Genomic DNA, 17,293 nt, shown 5'->3' on the forward strand with positions numbered 1-17,293 from the left:
CCCCGATGCCCGCCAGCGAACCGACCATCATCGCCACCAGCATGGGCTTCTCCCGGGGCGACCGAGGGCCGTACGACATGCGCCCCAGCCCGGTCTTCGAGCTGGCGGCGGAGCTCGCCGAGGCTGGTCCGCAGCCACGCATCTGCTACCTCGGGCAGGCCGTCGGCGACCAGCCCACCTCGCTGACCGCCGTCTACGGCGCGTTCGCCGACACCCGGTTCCGGCTGTCGCACCTCGCACTCTTCCCCATGCCGAACGTCGAGGACGTCCGCGCCCACCTGCTCGCCCAGGACGTGATCTGGGTCGGTGGCGGCAGCGTGGCCAACCTGGTCGCCGTCTGGCGGGTGCACGGGCTCGACGACATCCTGCACGAGTGCTGGCAGGCCGGTGTGGTGCTGGCCGGTGTCTCCGCCGGCTCGATCTGCTGGCACGTCGGTGGTGCCACCGACAGCTTCGGTCCCCGACTGCGCGGCTTCACCGAGGGGTTGGCCTGGTTGCCGTACGGCAACGGGGTGCACTACGACAGCGAGGGCCAGCGCCGCCCGCTGATGCACGAGCTGGTGGGCAGCGGGACGCTCCCGACCAGCCACTGCACCGACGACGGGGTCGGTCTGGTCTACCGGGGCATCCGCCTGGTCGAGGCGATCGCGGACCGTGAGGGCGTCTCGGCGTACGAGGTGAGCCGTGGCGCGGACGGCAGCGCCCGCGAGGCGGTCATCGCCCCACGCCTGCTCGGCTGACGACCGGTCAGCGCCACCCCTCGCCGGGGCCGTGCCGCCGGAAACCGAGCCGCCTGGACCGGCCCGGTCGGCACCCGCGTAAGCTGGCCGGTCGTGAGTCTTTCCATCGGCATCGTCGGCCTGCCCAACGTCGGCAAGAGCACGCTTTTCAACGCGTTGACCAAGAACGACGTGCTGGCGGCGAACTACCCGTTCGCCACCATCGAGCCCAACGTCGGCGTGGTCGGGCTGCCCGACGAGCGGCTGGGCAAGCTGGCCGAGATCTTCTCCTCGCAGAAGGTGCTGCCGGCCCCGGTGTCGTTCGTCGACATCGCCGGCCTGGTCCGCGGCGCCTCCAAGGGGCAGGGCCGGGGCAACGCGTTCCTGGCCAATATCCGGGACGCTTCGGCGATCTGCCAGGTCGTGCGGGCCTTCTCCGACCCGAACGTGGTGCACGTCGATGGCAAGATCTCCCCGGCCGACGACATCGAGACGATCAACACCGAGCTGATCCTCGCCGACCTGCAGACCCTGGACAAGGCGCTGCCCCGGTTGGAGAAGGAAGCCAAGCTCCGCAAGGACAGGGCCGCCGCGGTCGCCGCCGCGAAGGCCGCGATCGAGGTGCTCGACGGCGGCACCACCCTCTACTCCGGGGCCGCCGCCGCCAAGATCGAGCTGGAGCACCTGCGCGAGCTGCACCTGCTCACCACCAAGCCCTTCCTGTACGTCTTCAACGTCGACGAGGCCGAACTGGCCAACGAGTCGTTCCTCGACGAGCTGCGCGCCCTGGTCGCCCCCGCCGAGGCCGTCTTCATGGACGCCAAGATCGAATCTGAGCTGGTGGACCTGCCCGAGGATGAGGCCCGCGAGCTGCTGGAGTCGATCGGGCAGAACGAGCCCGGCCTCAACCAGCTCGTCCGGGTCGGCTTCCGCACGCTCGGCCTCCAGACGTACCTCACGGCCGGCCCCAAGGAAGCGCGCGCCTGGACCGTCCCGGTCGGCGCCACCGCGCCGGAGGCCGCGGGCGTCATCCACAGCGACTTCCAGCGCGGCTTCATCAAGGCCGAGGTCGTCTCGTACAACGACCTGGTTGAGTACGGTTCCATGGCGGCGGCCAAGGCGGCGGGCAAGGTCCGCATCGAGGGCAAGGAGTACGTCATGCAGGACGGCGACGTGGTGGAGTTCCGCTTCAACGTCTGAATCCGACCCCGTTGCCGCAGATCGGGGGGTTGGTGCCTCGCCCTGGGGCACAACCTCACGCCTCGTCGACGGCCCGGCGGTGCGCTCCTCCGAGTCCGGCATCAGGTGACCGTAGGTCGACAGGACTAGCGTCGCGTTCTCGTGCCCCAGCCGTTCGGCCACGGTGATGACCGACTCGCCCTGCATCAGCAGGACCGAGGCGTAGTGGTGGCGGAGGTCGTGGCTCGTGATGTTCTCCGGCAGGCCCGCCTTTCGCACGGCCGCACCAATAGATGAGCGTGCCGTAGTAGTCGTGCCGGTAGGGGCCGGCGAAGCGGGTCGTGAACAAGGAGCCGTCATCAGCCGGCTGTTAGACGGGTGGCGCGAGTGGCTGGTCATCCAGTTCGACGCCGGTAACAACCTGATCTGGCAGGCACTCGTCAGACGGCTAGCTACTCCCGAGGAGTAGTGGCCGCTCCTGCCGCTTGATGACGTTCAGAACCGTGCTGCAAGCGACGCCTTGTTCAGGCTGTTGGATCGCTTCCTGGCGGAGCGCGAAAGCAGCGGAGGAACTTCGGCGATCAAGGCCGCTCACCAGACGTGGATGGAGCGCCAGAGCTGGTACCAGCCCGAGGGATCGGCATGAACGAGGCACGACGATCATGTCAAGCGTCTGCTGGGACGCGACTGTCAAGTATGTGCCGCCTGGCACACTCCGTACAACGTCCACCACGGACACGCCGGCACCGTCCACGCGGTCCGCGCCGAGGTCCTGACCGCGGCCTACCAGCGACACCCCGAACCAGCAGTCCTGCCCGCAGCGGTGACACCTTCCGTAGTCGGATCCCGAGATCTACCGTTCGGTGAAAGTCGCCATCGACATGCCCGCCGAGATCGGGCCAGGTCTGGGACGCCAGCTGGTCGACACGGTGCAGGGGTTCGAGGGACCCGATCTACGCTTCCGCCGTCAGTCCGAGGTCCGGATCTGCTCCAGGCGCGTCAGAGGCTCCTGGAGGTACTCGATGAGCTCCCGCAGCGCGTCCTTCTCCGCCGTGGTGATCACAACGCCCTCCTCCCACACGGCGCCGACGAGCGTCGTGATCGCGTGGTCCCAGGCGCCGGCGCCTCTGGCCCTCAGGACCATCGACCGGTACTTCGGGCTGATCTTGGGTGCGACCTGGTCGATGATCCGAGGGCTGAGCCGGATGTAATCGTTGACTTCCATGGGTCTCCCGTGGGTGCGGTGGTTAGGCCGGCGGGTTGGTTCTGACGCCCTCGCCGCTGATGGGGTGGCCGCCGGAGATGCTGCCGTCCTTGTCCAGGATAACGACGCAGGTGATGCCGTCGCGGGTGCCGGTGACTACCCAGCCGTCGCCGCCGGGACGCGCCTCAGGGCGGCTGTCGGGGTTGGCGGCGATGCTCTTGAACCAGCCCTCGACCTGCTCCTTGGTGGTGCCGGGCGGGAAGAGCGTCTTGTTGGGCTCGGTGGACGAGGGCTTGTGGTCGCCATTACCCCTCCCGTCGCCGTCCCAGATCTTGTCCATCGCCCCGTCGCCCATCTGACCGAAGCGGCGCATGTCGAACCTGGCGTCGGCGAACTCGGGGTCGTCCCAGGGGTTGGTCCTCTTGGGCGCCTCGGGCTCGGATGTGTCGGCGTCCTTCGGGCGGCCCTCCCGGACGCGATCGAGGCCGTGCTGCTGGGCTGCTCCCACGCGCTTGGGCATCATTGCCGGGTTGAACTTTTTAGGCTTTGGGCCATCGTCGCCACCGCCGTGCGGTGGGGTGGGGCCTGAGGGGTGCTTGTGGAGGCCCGCCACAGCGAACAGGACCACCAGGACGGCGGTGGTCCGCAGAGCCGCCATGAGTTGTCGCATCGAGGGCCGCCTAGACGTCGAGGAGTGCGCGGAGGGCGGAGAGGCTGGCGATCAGGCCCATCAGCCAGCCGAAGATGCGGCCGGTCCAGCGGACGACGGCGATTGCGAGCTGGGAGGCGACCAGCGGTGTGGCGAAGCCGAGAGAGAAGACCACCTCGGCCAGCCACACCACGACCTTGGCGATGCAGTCGGCGATGAAGGCGCGCACGACCTCCCGCACCGTCTGCACCAGGACCCCCGCGCCACGGGTCGCGGCACCCATGCCGGCGGCCGTGCCCGCGAAGATCCCGGCGACGTCGATGTTGATGGTCAGGATGTCGCGGTAGGCGTCGGCGGCCGCGCCCTGCCATCCGTCGAGGTCGCCGACCAGCCGCGCCTTGAGGTCCTCGGCGATGGAGAACAACTCACTGGCCATGTTGTCCCAGGTCAAGGCGTGCGTCTCGATGGTCTCGGGGTCGCCGGCCAGCCAGTCGAGTGCCTGCTTCAGTGGCTCGACCTGCTCGATGGCCCACTCGATGCCCATCGACAGGAGCGTGCCGAACGGGTCGATGACGATGGACGCCCCGTCGAGAGCGGCGCCCAAGCCCGCGACTGAGCCGTCGATCCAGCTGCCGGACTCGATGGCGTCCTTGATGCCCATGTAGTCGTCGGCCAGCGGCAGGCCGGTCCAGCCGTCGCGGTGCGCGGCGCTTGTCGAAGCGATGTCGGAGGTCGTGGCGACCAGTGGGTTGCTCATGAGAGGGCGCCGGGCCGGCTCAGGTCGCGGAGTGGAAGGAGTTGAAGCCGTCGGTGTTCGACTCCTCGGCCCGCTCGTAGGCGTCGGCGTTTTTCTTGATTCCCGCGGCGAGCAGCGCGATGTTCTCGGCGAGCATCCCCACACCCTTGTCCTGGTCCCGGTGGCGTCCCTCCAGGATGGGCGGTAAGAACTGGCAGAGCTGCCCGTACGCATCATCGGCCTGGAAAATGGTGCCGCTCGCGGCCATGACGGCGGCAAAGCGGTCGTGAATGGCCGACATGGCCGTGGCGTGCGCGCGCAGCGCCTCGACGTCGACCTCGAACCCCCCGTGCATCAGTAACGCCCCTCTTCGTCCTCGGTGTCGGCGGTCCGGAATCCGGCCAGCAGGGCCCGGCCGGTCGCCGAGTCGGCGCCGACCGTCTCCCGCACGACCTCGGCGGCGGCCTCGGCGAGCTTGACCCGCGCATTGCGATAGGCGCCCATGATCGCCTGCTGCGTCTGCTCCAGGCTCACGCGCTGCACCCGCGCGGAGAGCCGGACGTCGGCCATCGCCCCCGTGGAGTCGACGGTGACCTCGACGATCCCGTGGGCGTCGCTGGCCGTGACCCGCAGCGCGAGCAAGCCGGCACTGGCGGCCTGCGTGTCGGCGGCCCGGCGCACGGCATTGGCCTGCCATGCCTCCAGGCGTTCCCGCGCATCCTCGGCGTCCAACAGCGGATTGACCATCGCGCCTCCGTTTCCGTTGCCGAGCAGGGGATTTAGAGGCGTCAGTGTAGCCGCGGCCCGCCAAACCAAGATTGCCGAGCGAATGCGGCATGATCTGGTCAATCTGGATCTCGGCGACGTGGGTGCTGATGATCGCCTTCTCCGGGCCTGCTCGACCTGGCGGCGGTGTTCGGCCCAGGGAGCACCCACCAATGTGGCCGGTCGAGTCGTTGCGCGAACCGTCGGGGTGTGGTGTCGTCCGCGTTCAGTTCTGGCCAGGACTCGCGGTGGCCAGGCCGGCCGCCTTGGCAGCGTCGAGCAGACGCCGGTCGTAAGCGACGAAGGCAACTAATTCCGCTCCGGACTCGTTGGTAAGAACCTGCGCGGTCGCCAGATGAATGGCGTCGAGACTGCGCAGTGTCGGCTCGGGGGCGTTGAACGCTTGACCGACCACCAGCGGGCCGTCCTCACGGACATGTTCGGCTGTCCCGTCCTGACTGGCGAGGACCTCCGATAGGTCACGGACGGACGGCCTTCTCGCCATGGACGACTGCGTACTCCGCGGCGAGCCAGGGCCCGAGGCCGTCGATGAGTTCGCGGAGCACACTCGGAACCGGCGAGGGCGTGCGGCCGATAACGGCAGCTCTACGCATCTGCTCCGCGCGTTCCGGATAGTGCAGCCCGAACGCCTCAGCGGACTGGGTGAGGTCGCTCGTCCAGCCTCCCCACCGCGGCATGATCAGCGTGGACCCCGTCCTGACGATGCGCCGCGCGACGACCCGGCTGAGGGTCTTCCGTTGCTGGTCGGTGTTCGCTTCGACGGCCTGACGGCGCCACCCGGGAAGCGCAAGGGACAGGTCGCCGTTCGTCTCGCGGGCGAGCAGGGGAGTGGGCCGGTAGCGGGGGAGTTGGTCGGCGAGGTCGTCGCCGCCCAGCAGGGGGGTGCACAGGCAGGCGACGAAGAAGCCAAGGTCGTGCCGCTCAAGCTCGCTGAGCAACGTACGTGCACTGAACAGCAGGATGCCCACGCCGTCGATCTGCGGAAAGGACCGGTCGAGGTCTTGCTCGACCCTGGTGGCAGCCGCCCGGTCGGCCTCGGTTGGTTCGGTGCGCAGGGCGAGAAGCAGGTCGAGGTCGGATACGCCGAGGATGGCGGTGCCGCGCGGGATGCTGCCGTAGATGTAGGCGCTGTGCAGCCGACCACCGTCGAACGATTCGGCTATCCGAGCGCGTGCCGCGTCGACTACACCGGCGAAGGCGGCCGGTACCCGGCTCAGTGCACCCTCGCGCGCAATCCAGCCCTCGACGTCCAGTCCTCTTCCGGCCATGGGGACACTCTGCCGGAGCCACCGGTCCTGCCGCTCGGCCCAGGCGCCCCAGCTCGTTGCCGCTGGGGTCGGTGAAGTGGAACCGCCGGCCACCGGGGAACTCGTACGGCCCGTTCACCACCTGGCCGCCGGTCTGGTCACGAGCGGGGCTCTCGACTACGTCTACGATAATTTCCCGCAGGACGCCAGGGACGGTATCGAGAACGGCGCCTCGGCGGCGGGGAATGCCATCTCCGACGCAGGCGGAGCGATAGCCGACGGCGCCAAGGACACATGGAACTTCCTTTTCTCACGGAAGTCGACGAATGCAGGCAGATCAGGATCCGGTCCGTGGGCACGGTGGCGCTCCGGCGCTGCCGGTGCCCACGGGCTGGGCCGGGCGACAGATGTCCGTACTCTTCACTGCTTCGATGGTCGGACTGGCCGTGGTCGCCCTGGGTATGGCGGCCGGCGTGGTGTCCGCGGCCCGGTCCGATGACGGCAGCTCGGTCGTGCTGCTGGCGTTCGGCGCCGTCTTCCTGGCCCTCGTGATCGGGTTCTCGGTCCAGTCCCGCCGCCCGCGCTCCGGCCGTGGGCGCCGACCCACGCTGGTCGACGTCCCGCAGGGCGGGCGCGGGGTGCGGTACGGCTACGCGGCCGTGCCGTATGTCTTGCTCGGTGGGCTGCTGGTGCTGGCTGCGCTGGTTACCGGGGTGGTGGCGGTGACTGCGATGTTCGCCGGGGTCGTCGGCGTGCTGCTCGGGGTGGGCTTCGCGATCCTCGCGGTGCTGGTGGGCTGGCTCCTGGTGACCATGCTCCGGCTGGCGCCGGGAGAGCTGGTGTTGTCGCCGGCCGGCATCCAGCACCGCGCCCTGGTCCACACCCAGTTCGTGCCGTGGCGGGACGTCTACCAGGTCTCCGCCGAGAGGGTGAACACCCCGCTGCTGGTGGTCAAGGCGAACATGTCCGACGACACCCGGATGCGGCGCTACACGGGCCGCTTCGGCACGCTGGAGTCCCGGCTGCTGCCGTTCGTGGCGGTCCGACCGTACTGGCTGGCCGGCGATCCGGTGGTGGTCTACCACGCGTTGGCCTTCTACCACTCCCGCCCCGACCTTCAGCCGGAGCTGGGCACGGAGGCCGCCCTCGATCGGATCGCGGCGGGACGGGCGGTCGCCTCCCGATGAGGCGCGGCCGCTTGGCTAACACCAGGGGGCACAGGACCCATGAAAACGTCGTCAACCAGCGAACAAATGGGGTCCCCGGTCGGATGGTCCCGCTCTGTTGAGCCTGATGCCTGTGAGTCATATTGATGACTCACAGGCATCGCGCTTGCCGCAGCGGCCGCTCGCGGACGGCATCCGGCGTTGGTGCCGCCGTGGAGTCAGTGCCTTCCTCGGGGCATGCTGCGGCGTCAGGGGCGGGCGGCCTTCAAGCCATGCACGGCGGTGTACTCCGCTGCGAGCCACGGCCCCAGGTCGTCGATGAGTTGGCGTAGGACAGCCGGATCCGCCGACGGTGCACGGCCGATCCTGGCAGCCCCGAGCATCTGCTCGGCACGTGCCGGGTAGTAGATGCCGAACTCCTCGGCGGACTCGGTGAGGTCACTCGTCCAGCCTCCCCAACGAGGCATGACCAGCGTGAATCCGGTCCTGACGATGCGACGAGCGACGAGCCTGCTGAGGCCCCTACGTTGGTTGTCAGTGGTCGTCCTGGCCGCCTGCCTGCCCCATTCCGGAAGCGCCGATGACAGGTCGCCGTTCGTTTCCCGGGCGAGCAGAGCAGTGGGCCGGTAACGGGGAAGTTGCTTGGCGACGTCGTCGCCGAGCAGTGGAGTGCACAGGCAGGCGACGAAGAAGCCGAGATCGTGGCGTTCAAGCTCGCTGAGCAGGGTGCGTGTGCTGAACAGCAGGATCCCCACGCCGTCGATCTGGTCGAAGGACTGGTCGAGGGATTGTTCGATCTTCGCCGCATCCAGCCGGTCGGTCTCGGTCGGCTCGGCGTGCAGGGCGAGCAGCAGGTCGAGATCGGAGATCCCGGGCCTGGCGGTGCCGCGCGGGATGCTGCCGTAGACGTAGGCGCTGTGCAGCTGACCGTCGCCGAAACGCCTGGCTATCCGATCGCGTGCGGCGTCGACAACATCGGCGAATGCGCCGGGAACCCGACTCAGGGCCCCTTCACGGGCAATCGATCCGTCGACGCGCAGTCCTCTTCCGGTCACACGACCACTCTGCCGGAGCTTGCGATCTCCGCGAACCGGTTAACGGGCGTCGAGTGGTACGGAGATGGCGTCCCGGATCATGGCCACAGCTCGCTCGACCTCCCGCCCTGTGGCGGAGGAGTCGTCCTGTTCGGACTCGTGCACGAATGCGGTGACGCCACGGCGGCTGCCGCAGTAGTCCACGATCCCGTGTTCGATCTGCGTCCGCAGCGCCTGCCCGTACCCGTGGCGCTCGTAGAGCCCCGCGTCGTCACCGGCGATGGGGAGCAGGTGGGTGGTGAGCCGTTGCAGCCTCGGTTGGATGCCGGTGGAGGGGGCGTAGTCGAAGGCCCAGCCGTTGATGAAGACACGGTCGATCCAACCCTTGAGCAGGGCCGGCATCGACCACCAGTAGACCGGGAAGACCAGCACGAGGTCGGTGGCGTGGTCGAGGCGCTGCTGTTCGCGGCGCACGTCGGGCGGGGGCTCGCCACGCTGCTGGTATGCCCGACGGTCGGCCACACCGAACCTCGGGTCGAAGTCCTCGTCCGCCAGGTCGGCGATCTCGACCGAGCCCGGGCGAAGCGCTGCCGCGAGCTGGCGAACCGTGTGGTGCGTGAGGGACCCGGGCTCCGGGTGCACGGCTACCAGCAGGGTGTGCACGGGTGCGCGTCCCTACCGCTCGGCCCAGACGCCCAGCTCGTTGCCGCTGGGGTCGGTGAAGTGGAACCGGCGGCCACCGGGGAACTCGTACGGCCCGTTCACCACCTGCCCGCCGGCCTCCTTCACGGCCTGGACGGAGCGGTCGAGGTCGGCCGAGTAGAGCAGCACCAGCGGGCCGCCCGCCTGGACGGCCTGATCCTCGCGGAGACCGCCGACCTCGGCCGCGGAGTCGCCGTGCGGGCTGCGGATGCCGGCGTACGCCGGCCCGTAGTCGTTGAACTCCCAGCCGAACGCGTCGGCGTAGAAGCGCTTGGCCTCGGCGAGGTTGGTCACCGTGAACTCGACGTAGTCGATGGCGTGGTGCCGGTGCGGCGATGGCTCAGACATGCACGGCATTGTGCTCCCCGGGTACGACGCGACCGCAACATGCAACTAAAGGTTGCGCGAGGGCGCGGGATTGTCGTAGGTTGAGTGCAACCAAAGGTTGCGAAAGGTTGAGGCTCATGGAGCAGGGAACCATCGAACGCGACATCCACGTCGACGCGTCACCCGAGGTGGTCTTCGAGGTGGTCAGTCAGCCCGAGCACATGCGGGAGTGGTGGCCCGACGACGCGCGGTTCGAGTCGGTCGCGGGCGCGCCCGGCGAGCTGGTGTGGCGCGACGCTGACACCGGTGAGACGAAGACCGTCGCGCTCGCGGTCGTCGAGGTCGACCCGCCGAAGCGATTCTCCTTCCGGTGGTGCTTCACCGAGCCGGACCGGAGCGGGCAGGCGCTCTTCGTCACCTTCGACCTGGTGCCCAGCGGTGCGGGGACCTTGGTCCGGATGACCGAGACCGGGTTCCGCGAGCTGGGTTGGGAGGTCGCTGTCCTGGAAGAGCAGTACCGCGACCATGAGAACGGTTGGGACCACTACATGCCCAGGCTGGGTGCGTACGTTGCCCGGCTGGTCGCGACCCCGTGAGCACTGTGGTCGACGACGAGTTGTGGTCGGCGATCGGCGACCCGATTCGGCGTACGATGATCGATCTTCTTCTCGCTGACGGGCCGGGCACGGCCACTTCGTTGAGCAGGCGGCTACCCGTCACCCGCCAGGCCGTCTCGAAGCACCTGGCCGTCCTGGACCGGGTCGGGCTGATCCACGCCGAGTCGGCCGGTCGCGAGCGTCACTACCAGGTCGACGAGGCACAGCTCGCCCGCGCCGTCGCGCAGCTGTCGGCTGTGGGCTCCACCTGGGACGTCCGACTCCGCCGGATCAAGCGGATCGCCGAGGCGATCGAACGCACCCGCACCAACGACGAAGGAGAATGAGAATGGTCGACATCCTGCACCGGGTCGGCGTCGTCGCACCGCTCGACGACGTCTACCGAGCGGTGGCAACGCCGGAGGGCCTCGCCGCCTGGTGGACCACCGACACGGTGGGCAAGAGCGAAGTCGGTGGAAAGCTGGCCTTCCGGTTCGGCGATGCCGGCGGCTTCGACATGGAGGTCCTGGAGCTGAACCCCGCCGGGCGGGTGCGGTGGCGCGTCGTCGACGGCCCCGAGGAGTGGGTCGGCACCGAGGTCGACTGGCGTCTCGACCAGCGCGGCGAGTACACGATCGTCCAGTTCGCGCACCAGGGCTGGCGCGAGCCGGTCGAGTTCATGCACCACTGCAGCACCAAGTGGGCGCTGTTCCTGATGAGCCTCAAGGAGCAGGTCGAGACCGGCCACGGCCGACCGGCCCCGGACGACGTCCGGATCAGCGACTGGCACTGACCTCGGTGACGGCTGCATCGCCGGGCAATCGCGAGCTCCGCCCGGGGATAGCGATTGCCCCGGCGATCAGGCCGAGGGCCACGATCGCCACGGCGCAGACCAGCAGCGTCGGTCGGGGGCCGATGGCACCCACCAGCGGCCCGCCCAGCATGGTGCCCAGCGGCACCGCCAGCACGAGGATGGCACCGTTCGCGGCGAGCACCGCGGGCAGCTGGGCGGTCGACGTGCTGCGCTGGAACAGCGCCATCGACGTGGACATGTACGGCGCCCAGATGAAGCCCGCCAGGGCGAACGCCGGCAACGACACACCGACCGGTGCGCCCAGGCCGAGCGGCAGCATGGCGACGCCGAACGCGACGACGATGCCGATGGTGGTGGCTCGCAGTGGCCAGCGGCGGAGGTAACCGGCGACCAGACCTCCAGTGAGGCCGCCGACGCCGAACGCGGTGTAGTAGGCCCCGAGCAGCATCGCGGTGGCGTGCAGGTCGTCGGTGATGTGGATCGGCATCGCCACGTACACCGGTCCGAAGAGGAAGAAGAACCCGAGGCTCAGCACCAGCAGGCCCAGCAGGGCCGGGTTCTGGCGGATGACACCGAAGCCGGCCGTTCGCGAAGCGCCGCTCTCGGACCGTGCGGGTCCGTCGTTGGCGGGAAGGGCGAGACGGTACGTGAGGGCCAGCGCGGCGAAGGTGGCGGCGTCGATGGCGATGACCCAGACCGGCCCCACCCAGCCGATCAGGATGCCCGCCAGTGGCGGGCCGACGATGGTGGCGAAGCCTCCGATGGTGCTGAGCACGGCATTGGCCGGAAGATGGTGCCGCTGCGGCAGCAGTTCGGCGATCAGGGTGAACCGGCCGGCGGAGCCCCACGAGTGCAGCAGCGCCGACGCGGCCAGCAGGGCCACGTACAGCCCGATGGTGAGCACGCCGGCGAGGTGGGCGAGAGGGATCGCCGCGAGGGCGGAGGCCCGCAGGATCGCGTCCCACCCGGCGAGCTGCGCGCCACCGCGCCCACGCAGCAACCGCCCGAAGACGACCGTCCCGGCCGCGCTGGGCACTGTGTACGCCGCCATGGCCACCGCGATCCAGAGGCCGCGCTGACCGTGCGGGGCGAGTTGGATGGCGAGCCACGGCACCGCGACCACCGCCATGCCGTCGCCCAACGCGGACACGGCTAGCCCGGGCAGGACGCGCCGGAGTTGTGGGTGACTGACCACCGGCCAGTACGGCGAGGAGCGTGGGAAACGGGCGGCGTCTGTTGGCATGCTGCCAGCTCACCCGGCGCGGGCCCGACGATTCAAGAAAGGCTGCTGGCAGCAGAATCAGCCGAGCGCGAAACGTTCGAACTACCGGTCCGGGTGGGTGTCCTCGGCGCGAGGCTGGCCCGGGCGCTCGTCTGCAACGGGTGCGGTGTCGCCGCCGAGCAGTACCGCTCGTAATCGGTTGTTCTCGCGCCTGGCGCGGCGAGCGGGGCCGATACCGGCGATCATGCCGCAGATGTAGCCGAGCGGCACCAGCACCCGGCCGACCGTTGCGGCCGTGCCGTTCACGTCGTCCCGCAGGATGTAGCCGACGATCAGCAGGCCGAGCGCCAGCGTCAGGACGGCCAGATCGGCTCGTTTGAACATCATGGGCAGTCGCTTCCGCTGGCGGAGATCGACCCCGTCCCCTCGGTGGCGGGGCGTCGTGCCCACAGTGACACATCCACGCCCGTGATCCGTCTGACCTTTCGGCGGAGGGAGATCGACTCGGGTTCCTTGAAATCGGGGTTTCGTCGTGGCGATGACACCCCGACTTTCCGGAACCCGAGTCGATCACACCGTTACTCCGCCCGGTAGACGGAGATGTGCGACGGGCTGTCGGCGTGGAACGGTCGCCGCTGCCAGTCGGCGTACCTTTCGGTGAGCCGGAGCCCCGCCTGCTGCGCCATCTCGTCGATCTGGTGTGGCCAGGCGTACCGCATGGCGAACGGCTTCAAGTGCACACCCTCGGCGTCGAAGGTGATGGTCTGCCGGATGAACCGCTGCGCCGGCCGGTCGTATTTGTGCAGCCGGATCGTCGCGGAGTCCTCGGTCACGGACCGCACCTGCACCTGCTCGTCCGAGTCGAAGTCGCGCGGGTCGGGCACGAACGTCTCGATGACGAACGCGCCGCCGGGCGACAGCACGCGGGCGACGTTGCGGAAGCAGTCCGCCTGCCGCTCGGCGTCCACGAGGTTGAACAGCGTGTTGAAGACCAGGTACGCGAGCCGGAACTCACCCTTCACCGGCACGTCCGCCATGTCGGCGATGACGACCGGGATCTGGTCGCCGCCGGGCTTGGCCCGCAACTGCGCCACCATCTCCTCGGACGCCTCGACACCGTGCACGGTGAGACCGCGCTCGGCCAGCGGAAGTGCGACCCGGCCGGTGCCGATCGCCAGTTCGAGAACCGGCCCCCCATCGGCCAGATCGGCCAGGAAGTCCACCGCTGGCGCCGGGTCGGGGTTGCCGGGGCCGTCGTAGTCGGCGGCCCAGAGCCGGCCGAAGAGGCCGGGATCGTCGAAGACCGACATCAGCGGCCTCCGGGGTTGGGTTCAGTGGCGCTCAGCGCCAGGGGAGCGGTAGTGCTCACGAAGTCTCGATTCCTCAGGTCGGATGACGGTGGGTTCGTGGGACCTCGTCGTGTCTGGCATGGTGGCTGCTCCCTTCGCACGGCTGTCGACCGAGGACACCAGAGACGCCGCAGGCCCGGCAAGGCAATTACGCCAGCCGGGCCCAGGACGGGACGTGCGGTCAGGAGATGTGGTGCAGGATCACGTTGTGCACGTGGTGGCTCTTCTGCGCGCCACGGAACTCCACCTCGTAGGTGTGCGTGCCGACGTGGATCGCGATCGCTCCGGTGGAGAAGAACGAGCCACCCCAGGACTTGTTGCTGACCACACTCACGCTGGTGATCTTCGAGTACGGGATGCTGGTGATCGCGAACCGCTTCCCGACGAAGGAACGGTCCTGGATGATCACCCGGCGGTCGGTCAGCCCGATGAACCCGGTGCCGGTGCCGACCGCGTCGTAGACGGCGATGATCTGCTCACCCTCGAGAAGGCCACTCTCGATCTGCTGGACCTGCTCTTTGCGGTCGTACGCGATGTTCGCCATGAGATCCAGGCTAGAAAACCGGTGCCAACGTGCCGGCGTTCGCGTCGGTCGCGGCCCGGACGAACTCGCGTACCCGGGTGGTGGTGTTGCTGGGCAGCCAGACCGGCCCTCGTTCGATCGGTGGCGCGTCGTGGATGGGCACGTACGCCACGTCGGGGCGGGGGTAGTAGCGCCTCGTGTGCTCACCCACCGGCAGGACGCCCCGGCCCAGTGCGACCAGGGACAGCATCTCGGAGAAGGTGTTCCCGGCGGGTCCCTTCGGCACCGGCCGGCCAGCCGGGGTGCGCTCCGGGGTGCGGTCCCGTTTGAACTCCACCGAGGTCACTGCCGGGTACTGCACCACCGGGTGGTCGGCGAGGACCTCCAGCGACACCGAGCGTTCCCGGGTGAGCGGGTGACCCGCCGCGACTGCCAGCGCCCGGTCCTCGGAGAGCAGCGCCGGGCCGGTGGCCATCCCGTCGAAGGGAAACGAGGCGATGAGGACGTCGGTGGAGCCGTCCAGGAGGCCGGACCGTGTGTTGGCCAGCTGCGCCTCCCGCACCTCGACCTGGCAGTCGGGATGCCGCTCGCTGAACAGGGCCACGGCCCGCAGCAGCACCGGTGCGGTCCACTCGCCGAGGAACGCCACCCGCAGGGTCCCGGTCACGCCCCGGCCGGCGTCGACGGCCCGGCGGACGGCCTCGTCCATCCCGGCAACCAGTGGGGCCAGCTCGTCGGCGAGTTGCCGGCCGATCGGGGTGAGCCGGACGACCCGGCTGGTGCGGGCGAACAGCGGAGCGCCGATCCGACGCTCCAGCTTCTTGATCACGTGGCTGACCCGGCCGGTGCTGACGGTCAGTCGCTCGGCGGTGCGGCCGAAGTGCAGCTCCTCGGCGAGGGTCAGGAACGTCTCGACCTCGTACCGCTCCAGCACGTCCGCCCCCATCGTTGACCTGTGGGCAACGATCGTAGCGATATCGGCTCTTGGTCGGCGTCTCACGTCCGGGGATCGTGAACGCGGCAGGGAACACCGAGCGAAAGGCTGCGACATGAGCATCCACGAACAGCGGGCCGACGTCAGCGCGGTACGGGTAACCGGCTTCGACCACCTGGTGCTAACCGTCGCCGACGTGGAACGGGCACTGGACTTCTACTGCGGCCGACTCGGCCTGGAGCCGGTGCGGGTCGACGAGTGGCGCGCGGGCACCGTCCCGTTCCCGTCCGTGCGGATCAGCCGCGACAGCATCATCGACCTGGTCCGTGGCGAGCGGCAGGGCACGAACGTCGACCACTTCTGCCTGGTGGTGGCACCGCTGGACTGGGCCCGGGTGGTCGACTCCGGAGCCTTCACAGTGCTGACCGGGCCGGTCGGGCGGTTCGGCGCCCGCGGGTCGGCGACCTCCATCTACGTGCAGGACCCGGACGGCAATTCGGTGGAGCTGCGCTGGTACCCGCAGGACGCCGTAGCCGACCGGTGAGCCCCGGCTGCCTGATCGGACATGCGGAAGCCCCGCGCCTGCCTGTCAGAGACGGGCGGGCGCGGGGCTTCGGCGACAGGTCAGTGGTCGCTGCGCGGGTCGTGGTCGGTGCTGCGGCTGCCGGCCTTGGCCAGACCCCGGCTCACCAGGTAGCCGATGGTGAGCAGGGTGATGTACCACCAGGCCTTGTCGGCGGCGAAGTAGTCGCCGCCGTCGTTCGCGGCGCCGTCGCCGACGGCGTTCGAGGCGATCAGCACACCGATGACGGCGAGCACGTAGATCGCCAGCTCGCTGGTCTTCCAGGACGGCTTCGTCTCGTCGCCGCGGCGGTTCACGCGGCGGACGTCGTGCTGGCCGGCGTGCTCGACGTGGTCGTTGGCGCGGTTCTGCGTGGGGGTGGTCATGTCAGCTCCTGAAAAGCACTGTTTGAGTAGTTCGATCCGTTGCGAGAGCTTTGTCAACTCCCGCGTGGAACTGGTACCCCAGTGCTTTTCAGGAAAACCTCAGGCTTACCAACCAGTAGAAGCTCAGGCCTCGGTGACCGCCCGGTACGCGTCCTCGATGCGGGCGGCCAACAGGACCTCGCCCTCGGTCAGCGGCTCACCGTTGCCGTGCCCGACCCGGATCTGGGTGCTGTCGGACTGGCGGCTGATCTCCGGGCGGAGGTGCAGCGCATCCGCGACCACCTTGACCCGTTCAGTTAGTGCCGCGTGTTGGGTATCGTCGATCGCGAGCGTCCGTCGGATCTGCTCCCCCTCGCGTGTCCAACCAGACAGCAAGGTCAACGCGTCGGCAAGGTAGTCGTGCTTGGCCCTGCTGTTGAACAGCACGCGCATCACCGCACCCCCCAAGCGCCGTTGCCGGCTTGTGGCCAAATCGTCGCCATCCCGTGTCTTGTCGGTGTCCTCTAGTCTCTCGCCGCGCGGAGGGGGTGTCCACGCCCACACTTCCGTGTTCTGTTGGCCTAGCGGACGGCTACGGTACCCAAACCGCCGATTGATCTGGCACCCTGGACGCCCGTGCGGACCGAACGGGCGAATGGTGGCGGGCAGGTCGAACGACGGGACCTGAAGGTGATCGTCGGCGCGGCGATAATCCGGGACGGGCGGGTGCTCGCCTGCGCGCGTTCCGCCCCACCCGAAGTGGCAGGAATGTGGGAGTTTCCGGGCGGAAAGGTCGAGCCGGGCGAGGCGGAGATCGACGCGCTGATCCGGGAGTGCGTCGAGGAGCTGGCCGTACGCGTCGAGATCGGCGACCGGGTCGGCCGTGACGTACGGATGGCGCACGGCCGTTCGGTGCTCAAGGTGTACGCGGCCCGCCTGCTCGACGGCGAGGAACCCGAGGCGTTGGAACACGAGGCGCTGCGCTGGCTCACGGCCGACGAACTGGACTCGGTCACCTGGCTCCCCGCTGACGCCCCCATCGTCGCCGCCCTCCGCCCCCTGCTGCGGCCCCCCAGCTCCCGTTGATCATGAAGTTATTGCCGCGACACGCCGATTGAGCTGGCAATAACTTCATGATCGACCAGGGGCGGGGCGGGGGGGGGGTGGGGGGGGGTGGGG

The 17,293-nt window shown here is 69.1% G+C and carries 25 protein-coding genes and 2 pseudogenes; 8 read left to right on the forward strand and 19 right to left on the reverse strand.

Annotation, left to right across the window (positions count from 1 at the left end; genetic code table 11):
- Window positions 1-5 precede the first annotated feature (5 nt).
- Window positions 6-740, forward strand: a complete 735-nt coding sequence (locus tag KBX34_RS16960) for a peptidase E (RefSeq protein ID WP_210795139.1) — start codon at window positions 6-8, stop codon at window positions 738-740.
- A gap of 93 nt (window positions 741-833) precedes the next feature.
- Window positions 834-1,919: a redox-regulated ATPase YchF gene (gene ychF / locus KBX34_RS16965; protein WP_088950113.1), complete on the forward strand. Its 1,086-nt coding sequence runs from the start codon at window positions 834-836 to the stop codon at window positions 1,917-1,919.
- A gap of 162 nt (window positions 1,920-2,081) precedes the next feature.
- Here the strand turns inward: ychF and KBX34_RS34440 are convergent.
- From KBX34_RS34440 to KBX34_RS17010, 9 genes and pseudogenes are all read right to left on the reverse strand, one after another.
- Window positions 2,082-2,297 (reverse strand): annotated as a pseudogene (locus KBX34_RS34440) (hypothetical protein); the annotation flags it as partial.
- 568 nt (window positions 2,298-2,865) lie between these two features.
- Window positions 2,866-3,123, reverse strand: coding sequence for a hypothetical protein (locus KBX34_RS16975; RefSeq protein ID WP_210795138.1), 258 nt, complete (start codon window positions 3,121-3,123; stop codon window positions 2,866-2,868).
- A gap of 22 nt (window positions 3,124-3,145) precedes the next feature.
- Window positions 3,146-3,760, reverse strand: a complete 615-nt coding sequence (locus KBX34_RS16980; protein ID WP_210795136.1) for an EndoU domain-containing protein — start codon at window positions 3,758-3,760, stop codon at window positions 3,146-3,148.
- Window positions 3,761-3,782: 22 nt separating this feature from the next.
- Window positions 3,783-4,508: a WXG100 family type VII secretion target gene (locus tag KBX34_RS16985; RefSeq protein ID WP_210795134.1), complete on the reverse strand. Its 726-nt coding sequence runs from the start codon at window positions 4,506-4,508 to the stop codon at window positions 3,783-3,785.
- Window positions 4,509-4,527: 19 nt separating this feature from the next.
- Window positions 4,528-4,842, reverse strand: a complete 315-nt coding sequence (locus KBX34_RS16990) for a type VII secretion target (protein ID WP_196919700.1) — start codon at window positions 4,840-4,842, stop codon at window positions 4,528-4,530.
- Window positions 4,842-5,234, reverse strand: coding sequence for a YbaB/EbfC family nucleoid-associated protein (locus KBX34_RS16995; RefSeq protein WP_210795132.1), 393 nt, complete (start codon window positions 5,232-5,234; stop codon window positions 4,842-4,844). The genes KBX34_RS16990 and KBX34_RS16995 overlap by 1 nt, the downstream gene beginning before the upstream one ends.
- Window positions 5,235-5,478: 244 nt before the next feature.
- The gene (locus tag KBX34_RS33640; RefSeq protein ID WP_247671909.1) at window positions 5,479-5,757 is read right to left on the reverse strand and encodes a hypothetical protein; all 279 of its coding nucleotides are present in this window, start codon (window positions 5,755-5,757) and stop codon (window positions 5,479-5,481) included.
- Window positions 5,732-6,541, reverse strand: coding sequence for a hypothetical protein (locus KBX34_RS17005; RefSeq protein ID WP_210925777.1), 810 nt, complete (start codon window positions 6,539-6,541; stop codon window positions 5,732-5,734). Before KBX34_RS17005 ends, KBX34_RS33640 begins: the two co-directional genes overlap by 26 nt.
- Before the next feature lie 49 nt (window positions 6,542-6,590).
- Window positions 6,591-6,677: pseudogene (locus KBX34_RS17010) on the reverse strand (VOC family protein); the annotation flags it as partial.
- A gap of 169 nt (window positions 6,678-6,846) precedes the next feature.
- Here KBX34_RS17010 and KBX34_RS17015 point away from each other — a divergent pair.
- On the forward strand, window positions 6,847-7,707 hold the full coding sequence (locus KBX34_RS17015; RefSeq protein ID WP_210925779.1) for a hypothetical protein: 861 nt from the start codon (window positions 6,847-6,849) through the stop codon (window positions 7,705-7,707).
- 227 nt (window positions 7,708-7,934) lie between these two features.
- Here KBX34_RS17015 and KBX34_RS17020 read toward each other — a convergent pair whose 3' ends face one another.
- Genes KBX34_RS17020 through KBX34_RS17030 form a run of 3 tightly spaced genes read right to left on the reverse strand, consistent with a single transcriptional unit; the run spans window position 7,935 to window position 9,770 of the window.
- Window positions 7,935-8,741 carry a nucleotidyltransferase domain-containing protein gene (locus tag KBX34_RS17020; RefSeq protein ID WP_210795129.1) on the reverse strand — a complete coding sequence of 269 codons (807 nt, stop codon included), beginning with the start codon at window positions 8,739-8,741 and terminating at the stop codon, window positions 7,935-7,937.
- Between the two features lie 39 nt (window positions 8,742-8,780).
- Entirely contained in the window at window positions 8,781-9,383 is a 603-nt protein-coding gene (locus KBX34_RS17025) for an NAD(P)H-dependent oxidoreductase (RefSeq protein ID WP_210795127.1), read from the reverse strand.
- A gap of 12 nt (window positions 9,384-9,395) precedes the next feature.
- Entirely contained in the window at window positions 9,396-9,770 is a 375-nt protein-coding gene (locus tag KBX34_RS17030; RefSeq protein WP_210795125.1) for a VOC family protein, read from the reverse strand.
- 116 nt (window positions 9,771-9,886) lie between these two features.
- On the opposite strand from KBX34_RS17030, the gene KBX34_RS17035 reads away from it, so the two are divergent.
- The 3 genes from KBX34_RS17035 to KBX34_RS17045 are packed head-to-tail and all read left to right on the forward strand — an operon-like array spanning window position 9,887 to window position 11,138.
- A complete protein-coding gene (locus KBX34_RS17035; protein ID WP_210925781.1) occupies window positions 9,887-10,345 on the forward strand; it encodes an SRPBCC domain-containing protein in 459 nt (152 codons plus the stop codon).
- Window positions 10,342-10,692, forward strand: coding sequence for a metalloregulator ArsR/SmtB family transcription factor (locus KBX34_RS17040; RefSeq protein ID WP_210795121.1), 351 nt, complete (start codon window positions 10,342-10,344; stop codon window positions 10,690-10,692). Before KBX34_RS17035 ends, KBX34_RS17040 begins: the two co-directional genes overlap by 4 nt.
- Window positions 10,693-10,694: 2 nt before the next feature.
- Window positions 10,695-11,138 carry an SRPBCC domain-containing protein gene (locus KBX34_RS17045; RefSeq protein ID WP_088950105.1) on the forward strand — a complete coding sequence of 148 codons (444 nt, stop codon included), beginning with the start codon at window positions 10,695-10,697 and terminating at the stop codon, window positions 11,136-11,138.
- On the opposite strand, the gene KBX34_RS17050 is transcribed toward KBX34_RS17045, so the two are convergent.
- The 5 genes from KBX34_RS17050 to KBX34_RS17070 form a co-directional block, all read right to left on the reverse strand.
- Window positions 11,122-12,402 (reverse strand): MFS transporter, encoded by a 1,281-nt coding sequence (locus KBX34_RS17050; protein ID WP_210925783.1) that lies wholly within the window; start codon window positions 12,400-12,402, stop codon window positions 11,122-11,124. The two genes, KBX34_RS17045 and KBX34_RS17050, sit on opposite strands and share 17 nt — an antisense overlap.
- A gap of 81 nt (window positions 12,403-12,483) precedes the next feature.
- Window positions 12,484-12,768, reverse strand: coding sequence for a hypothetical protein (locus KBX34_RS17055; RefSeq protein ID WP_210925785.1), 285 nt, complete (start codon window positions 12,766-12,768; stop codon window positions 12,484-12,486).
- Window positions 12,769-12,959: 191 nt separating this feature from the next.
- Window positions 12,960-13,691: a class I SAM-dependent methyltransferase gene (locus KBX34_RS17060; RefSeq protein WP_210925786.1), complete on the reverse strand. Its 732-nt coding sequence runs from the start codon at window positions 13,689-13,691 to the stop codon at window positions 12,960-12,962.
- 220 nt (window positions 13,692-13,911) lie between these two features.
- On the reverse strand, window positions 13,912-14,274 hold the full coding sequence (locus KBX34_RS17065) for a PH domain-containing protein (protein ID WP_030337500.1): 363 nt from the start codon (window positions 14,272-14,274) through the stop codon (window positions 13,912-13,914).
- A gap of 10 nt (window positions 14,275-14,284) precedes the next feature.
- Window positions 14,285-15,187, reverse strand: a complete 903-nt coding sequence (locus KBX34_RS17070) for a LysR family transcriptional regulator (protein WP_210925791.1) — start codon at window positions 15,185-15,187, stop codon at window positions 14,285-14,287.
- Between the two features lie 115 nt (window positions 15,188-15,302).
- Here KBX34_RS17070 and KBX34_RS17075 point away from each other — a divergent pair, with 115 nt between their 5' ends.
- Complete coding sequence (locus KBX34_RS17075) at window positions 15,303-15,731, forward strand: VOC family protein (protein ID WP_210925789.1); 429 nt, start codon at window positions 15,303-15,305, stop codon at window positions 15,729-15,731.
- Between the two features lie 80 nt (window positions 15,732-15,811).
- Here KBX34_RS17075 and KBX34_RS17080 read toward each other — a convergent pair whose 3' ends face one another.
- Window positions 15,812-16,135, reverse strand: a complete 324-nt coding sequence (locus KBX34_RS17080) for a hypothetical protein (RefSeq protein ID WP_088950099.1) — start codon at window positions 16,133-16,135, stop codon at window positions 15,812-15,814.
- Between the two features lie 123 nt (window positions 16,136-16,258).
- Window positions 16,259-16,567: a 4a-hydroxytetrahydrobiopterin dehydratase gene (locus KBX34_RS17085; RefSeq protein ID WP_088952008.1), complete on the reverse strand. Its 309-nt coding sequence runs from the start codon at window positions 16,565-16,567 to the stop codon at window positions 16,259-16,261.
- Window positions 16,568-16,750: 183 nt separating this feature from the next.
- On the opposite strand from KBX34_RS17085, the gene KBX34_RS17090 reads away from it, so the two are divergent.
- Window positions 16,751-17,200 carry a (deoxy)nucleoside triphosphate pyrophosphohydrolase gene (locus KBX34_RS17090; RefSeq protein ID WP_099848486.1) on the forward strand — a complete coding sequence of 150 codons (450 nt, stop codon included), beginning with the start codon at window positions 16,751-16,753 and terminating at the stop codon, window positions 17,198-17,200.
- The last annotated feature ends 93 nt before the right edge of the window (window positions 17,201-17,293 follow it).

Origin of the sequence: Micromonospora sp. M61 (assembly GCF_018070245.1) — a bacterium.
Classification (GTDB): Bacteria; Actinomycetota; Actinomycetes; order Mycobacteriales; family Micromonosporaceae; genus Micromonospora; species Micromonospora zamorensis.

Coding starts and splice junctions, on each gene's coding strand:
- KBX34_RS16960 (WP_210795139.1), top strand. CDS start 6: ATGCCCGCCAGCGAACCGACCATCATCGCCACCAGCATGGGCTTCTCC.
- KBX34_RS16975 (WP_210795138.1), bottom strand. CDS start 3,123: ATGGAAGTCAACGATTACATCCGGCTCAGCCCTCGGATCATCGACCAG.
- KBX34_RS16980 (WP_210795136.1), bottom strand. CDS start 3,760: ATGGCGGCTCTGCGGACCACCGCCGTCCTGGTGGTCCTGTTCGCTGTG.
- KBX34_RS16985 (WP_210795134.1), bottom strand. CDS start 4,508: ATGAGCAACCCACTGGTCGCCACGACCTCCGACATCGCTTCGACAAGC.
- KBX34_RS16990 (WP_196919700.1), bottom strand. CDS start 4,842: ATGCACGGGGGGTTCGAGGTCGACGTCGAGGCGCTGCGCGCGCACGCC.
- KBX34_RS16995 (WP_210795132.1), bottom strand. CDS start 5,234: ATGGTCAATCCGCTGTTGGACGCCGAGGATGCGCGGGAACGCCTGGAG.
- KBX34_RS33640 (WP_247671909.1), bottom strand. CDS start 5,757: ATGGCGAGAAGGCCGTCCGTCCGTGACCTATCGGAGGTCCTCGCCAGT.
- KBX34_RS17005 (WP_210925777.1), bottom strand. CDS start 6,541: ATGGCCGGAAGAGGACTGGACGTCGAGGGCTGGATTGCGCGCGAGGGT.
- KBX34_RS17015 (WP_210925779.1), top strand. CDS start 6,847: ATGCAGGCAGATCAGGATCCGGTCCGTGGGCACGGTGGCGCTCCGGCG.
- KBX34_RS17030 (WP_210795125.1), bottom strand. CDS start 9,770: ATGTCTGAGCCATCGCCGCACCGGCACCACGCCATCGACTACGTCGAG.
- KBX34_RS17035 (WP_210925781.1), top strand. CDS start 9,887: ATGGAGCAGGGAACCATCGAACGCGACATCCACGTCGACGCGTCACCC.
- KBX34_RS17045 (WP_088950105.1), top strand. CDS start 10,695: ATGGTCGACATCCTGCACCGGGTCGGCGTCGTCGCACCGCTCGACGAC.
- KBX34_RS17050 (WP_210925783.1), bottom strand. CDS start 12,402: ATGCCAACAGACGCCGCCCGTTTCCCACGCTCCTCGCCGTACTGGCCG.
- KBX34_RS17055 (WP_210925785.1), bottom strand. CDS start 12,768: ATGATGTTCAAACGAGCCGATCTGGCCGTCCTGACGCTGGCGCTCGGC.
- KBX34_RS17060 (WP_210925786.1), bottom strand. CDS start 13,691: ATGTCGGTCTTCGACGATCCCGGCCTCTTCGGCCGGCTCTGGGCCGCC.
- KBX34_RS17065 (WP_030337500.1), bottom strand. CDS start 14,274: ATGGCGAACATCGCGTACGACCGCAAAGAGCAGGTCCAGCAGATCGAG.
- KBX34_RS17075 (WP_210925789.1), top strand. CDS start 15,303: ATGAGCATCCACGAACAGCGGGCCGACGTCAGCGCGGTACGGGTAACC.
- KBX34_RS17080 (WP_088950099.1), bottom strand. CDS start 16,135: ATGACCACCCCCACGCAGAACCGCGCCAACGACCACGTCGAGCACGCC.
- KBX34_RS17085 (WP_088952008.1), bottom strand. CDS start 16,567: ATGCGCGTGCTGTTCAACAGCAGGGCCAAGCACGACTACCTTGCCGAC.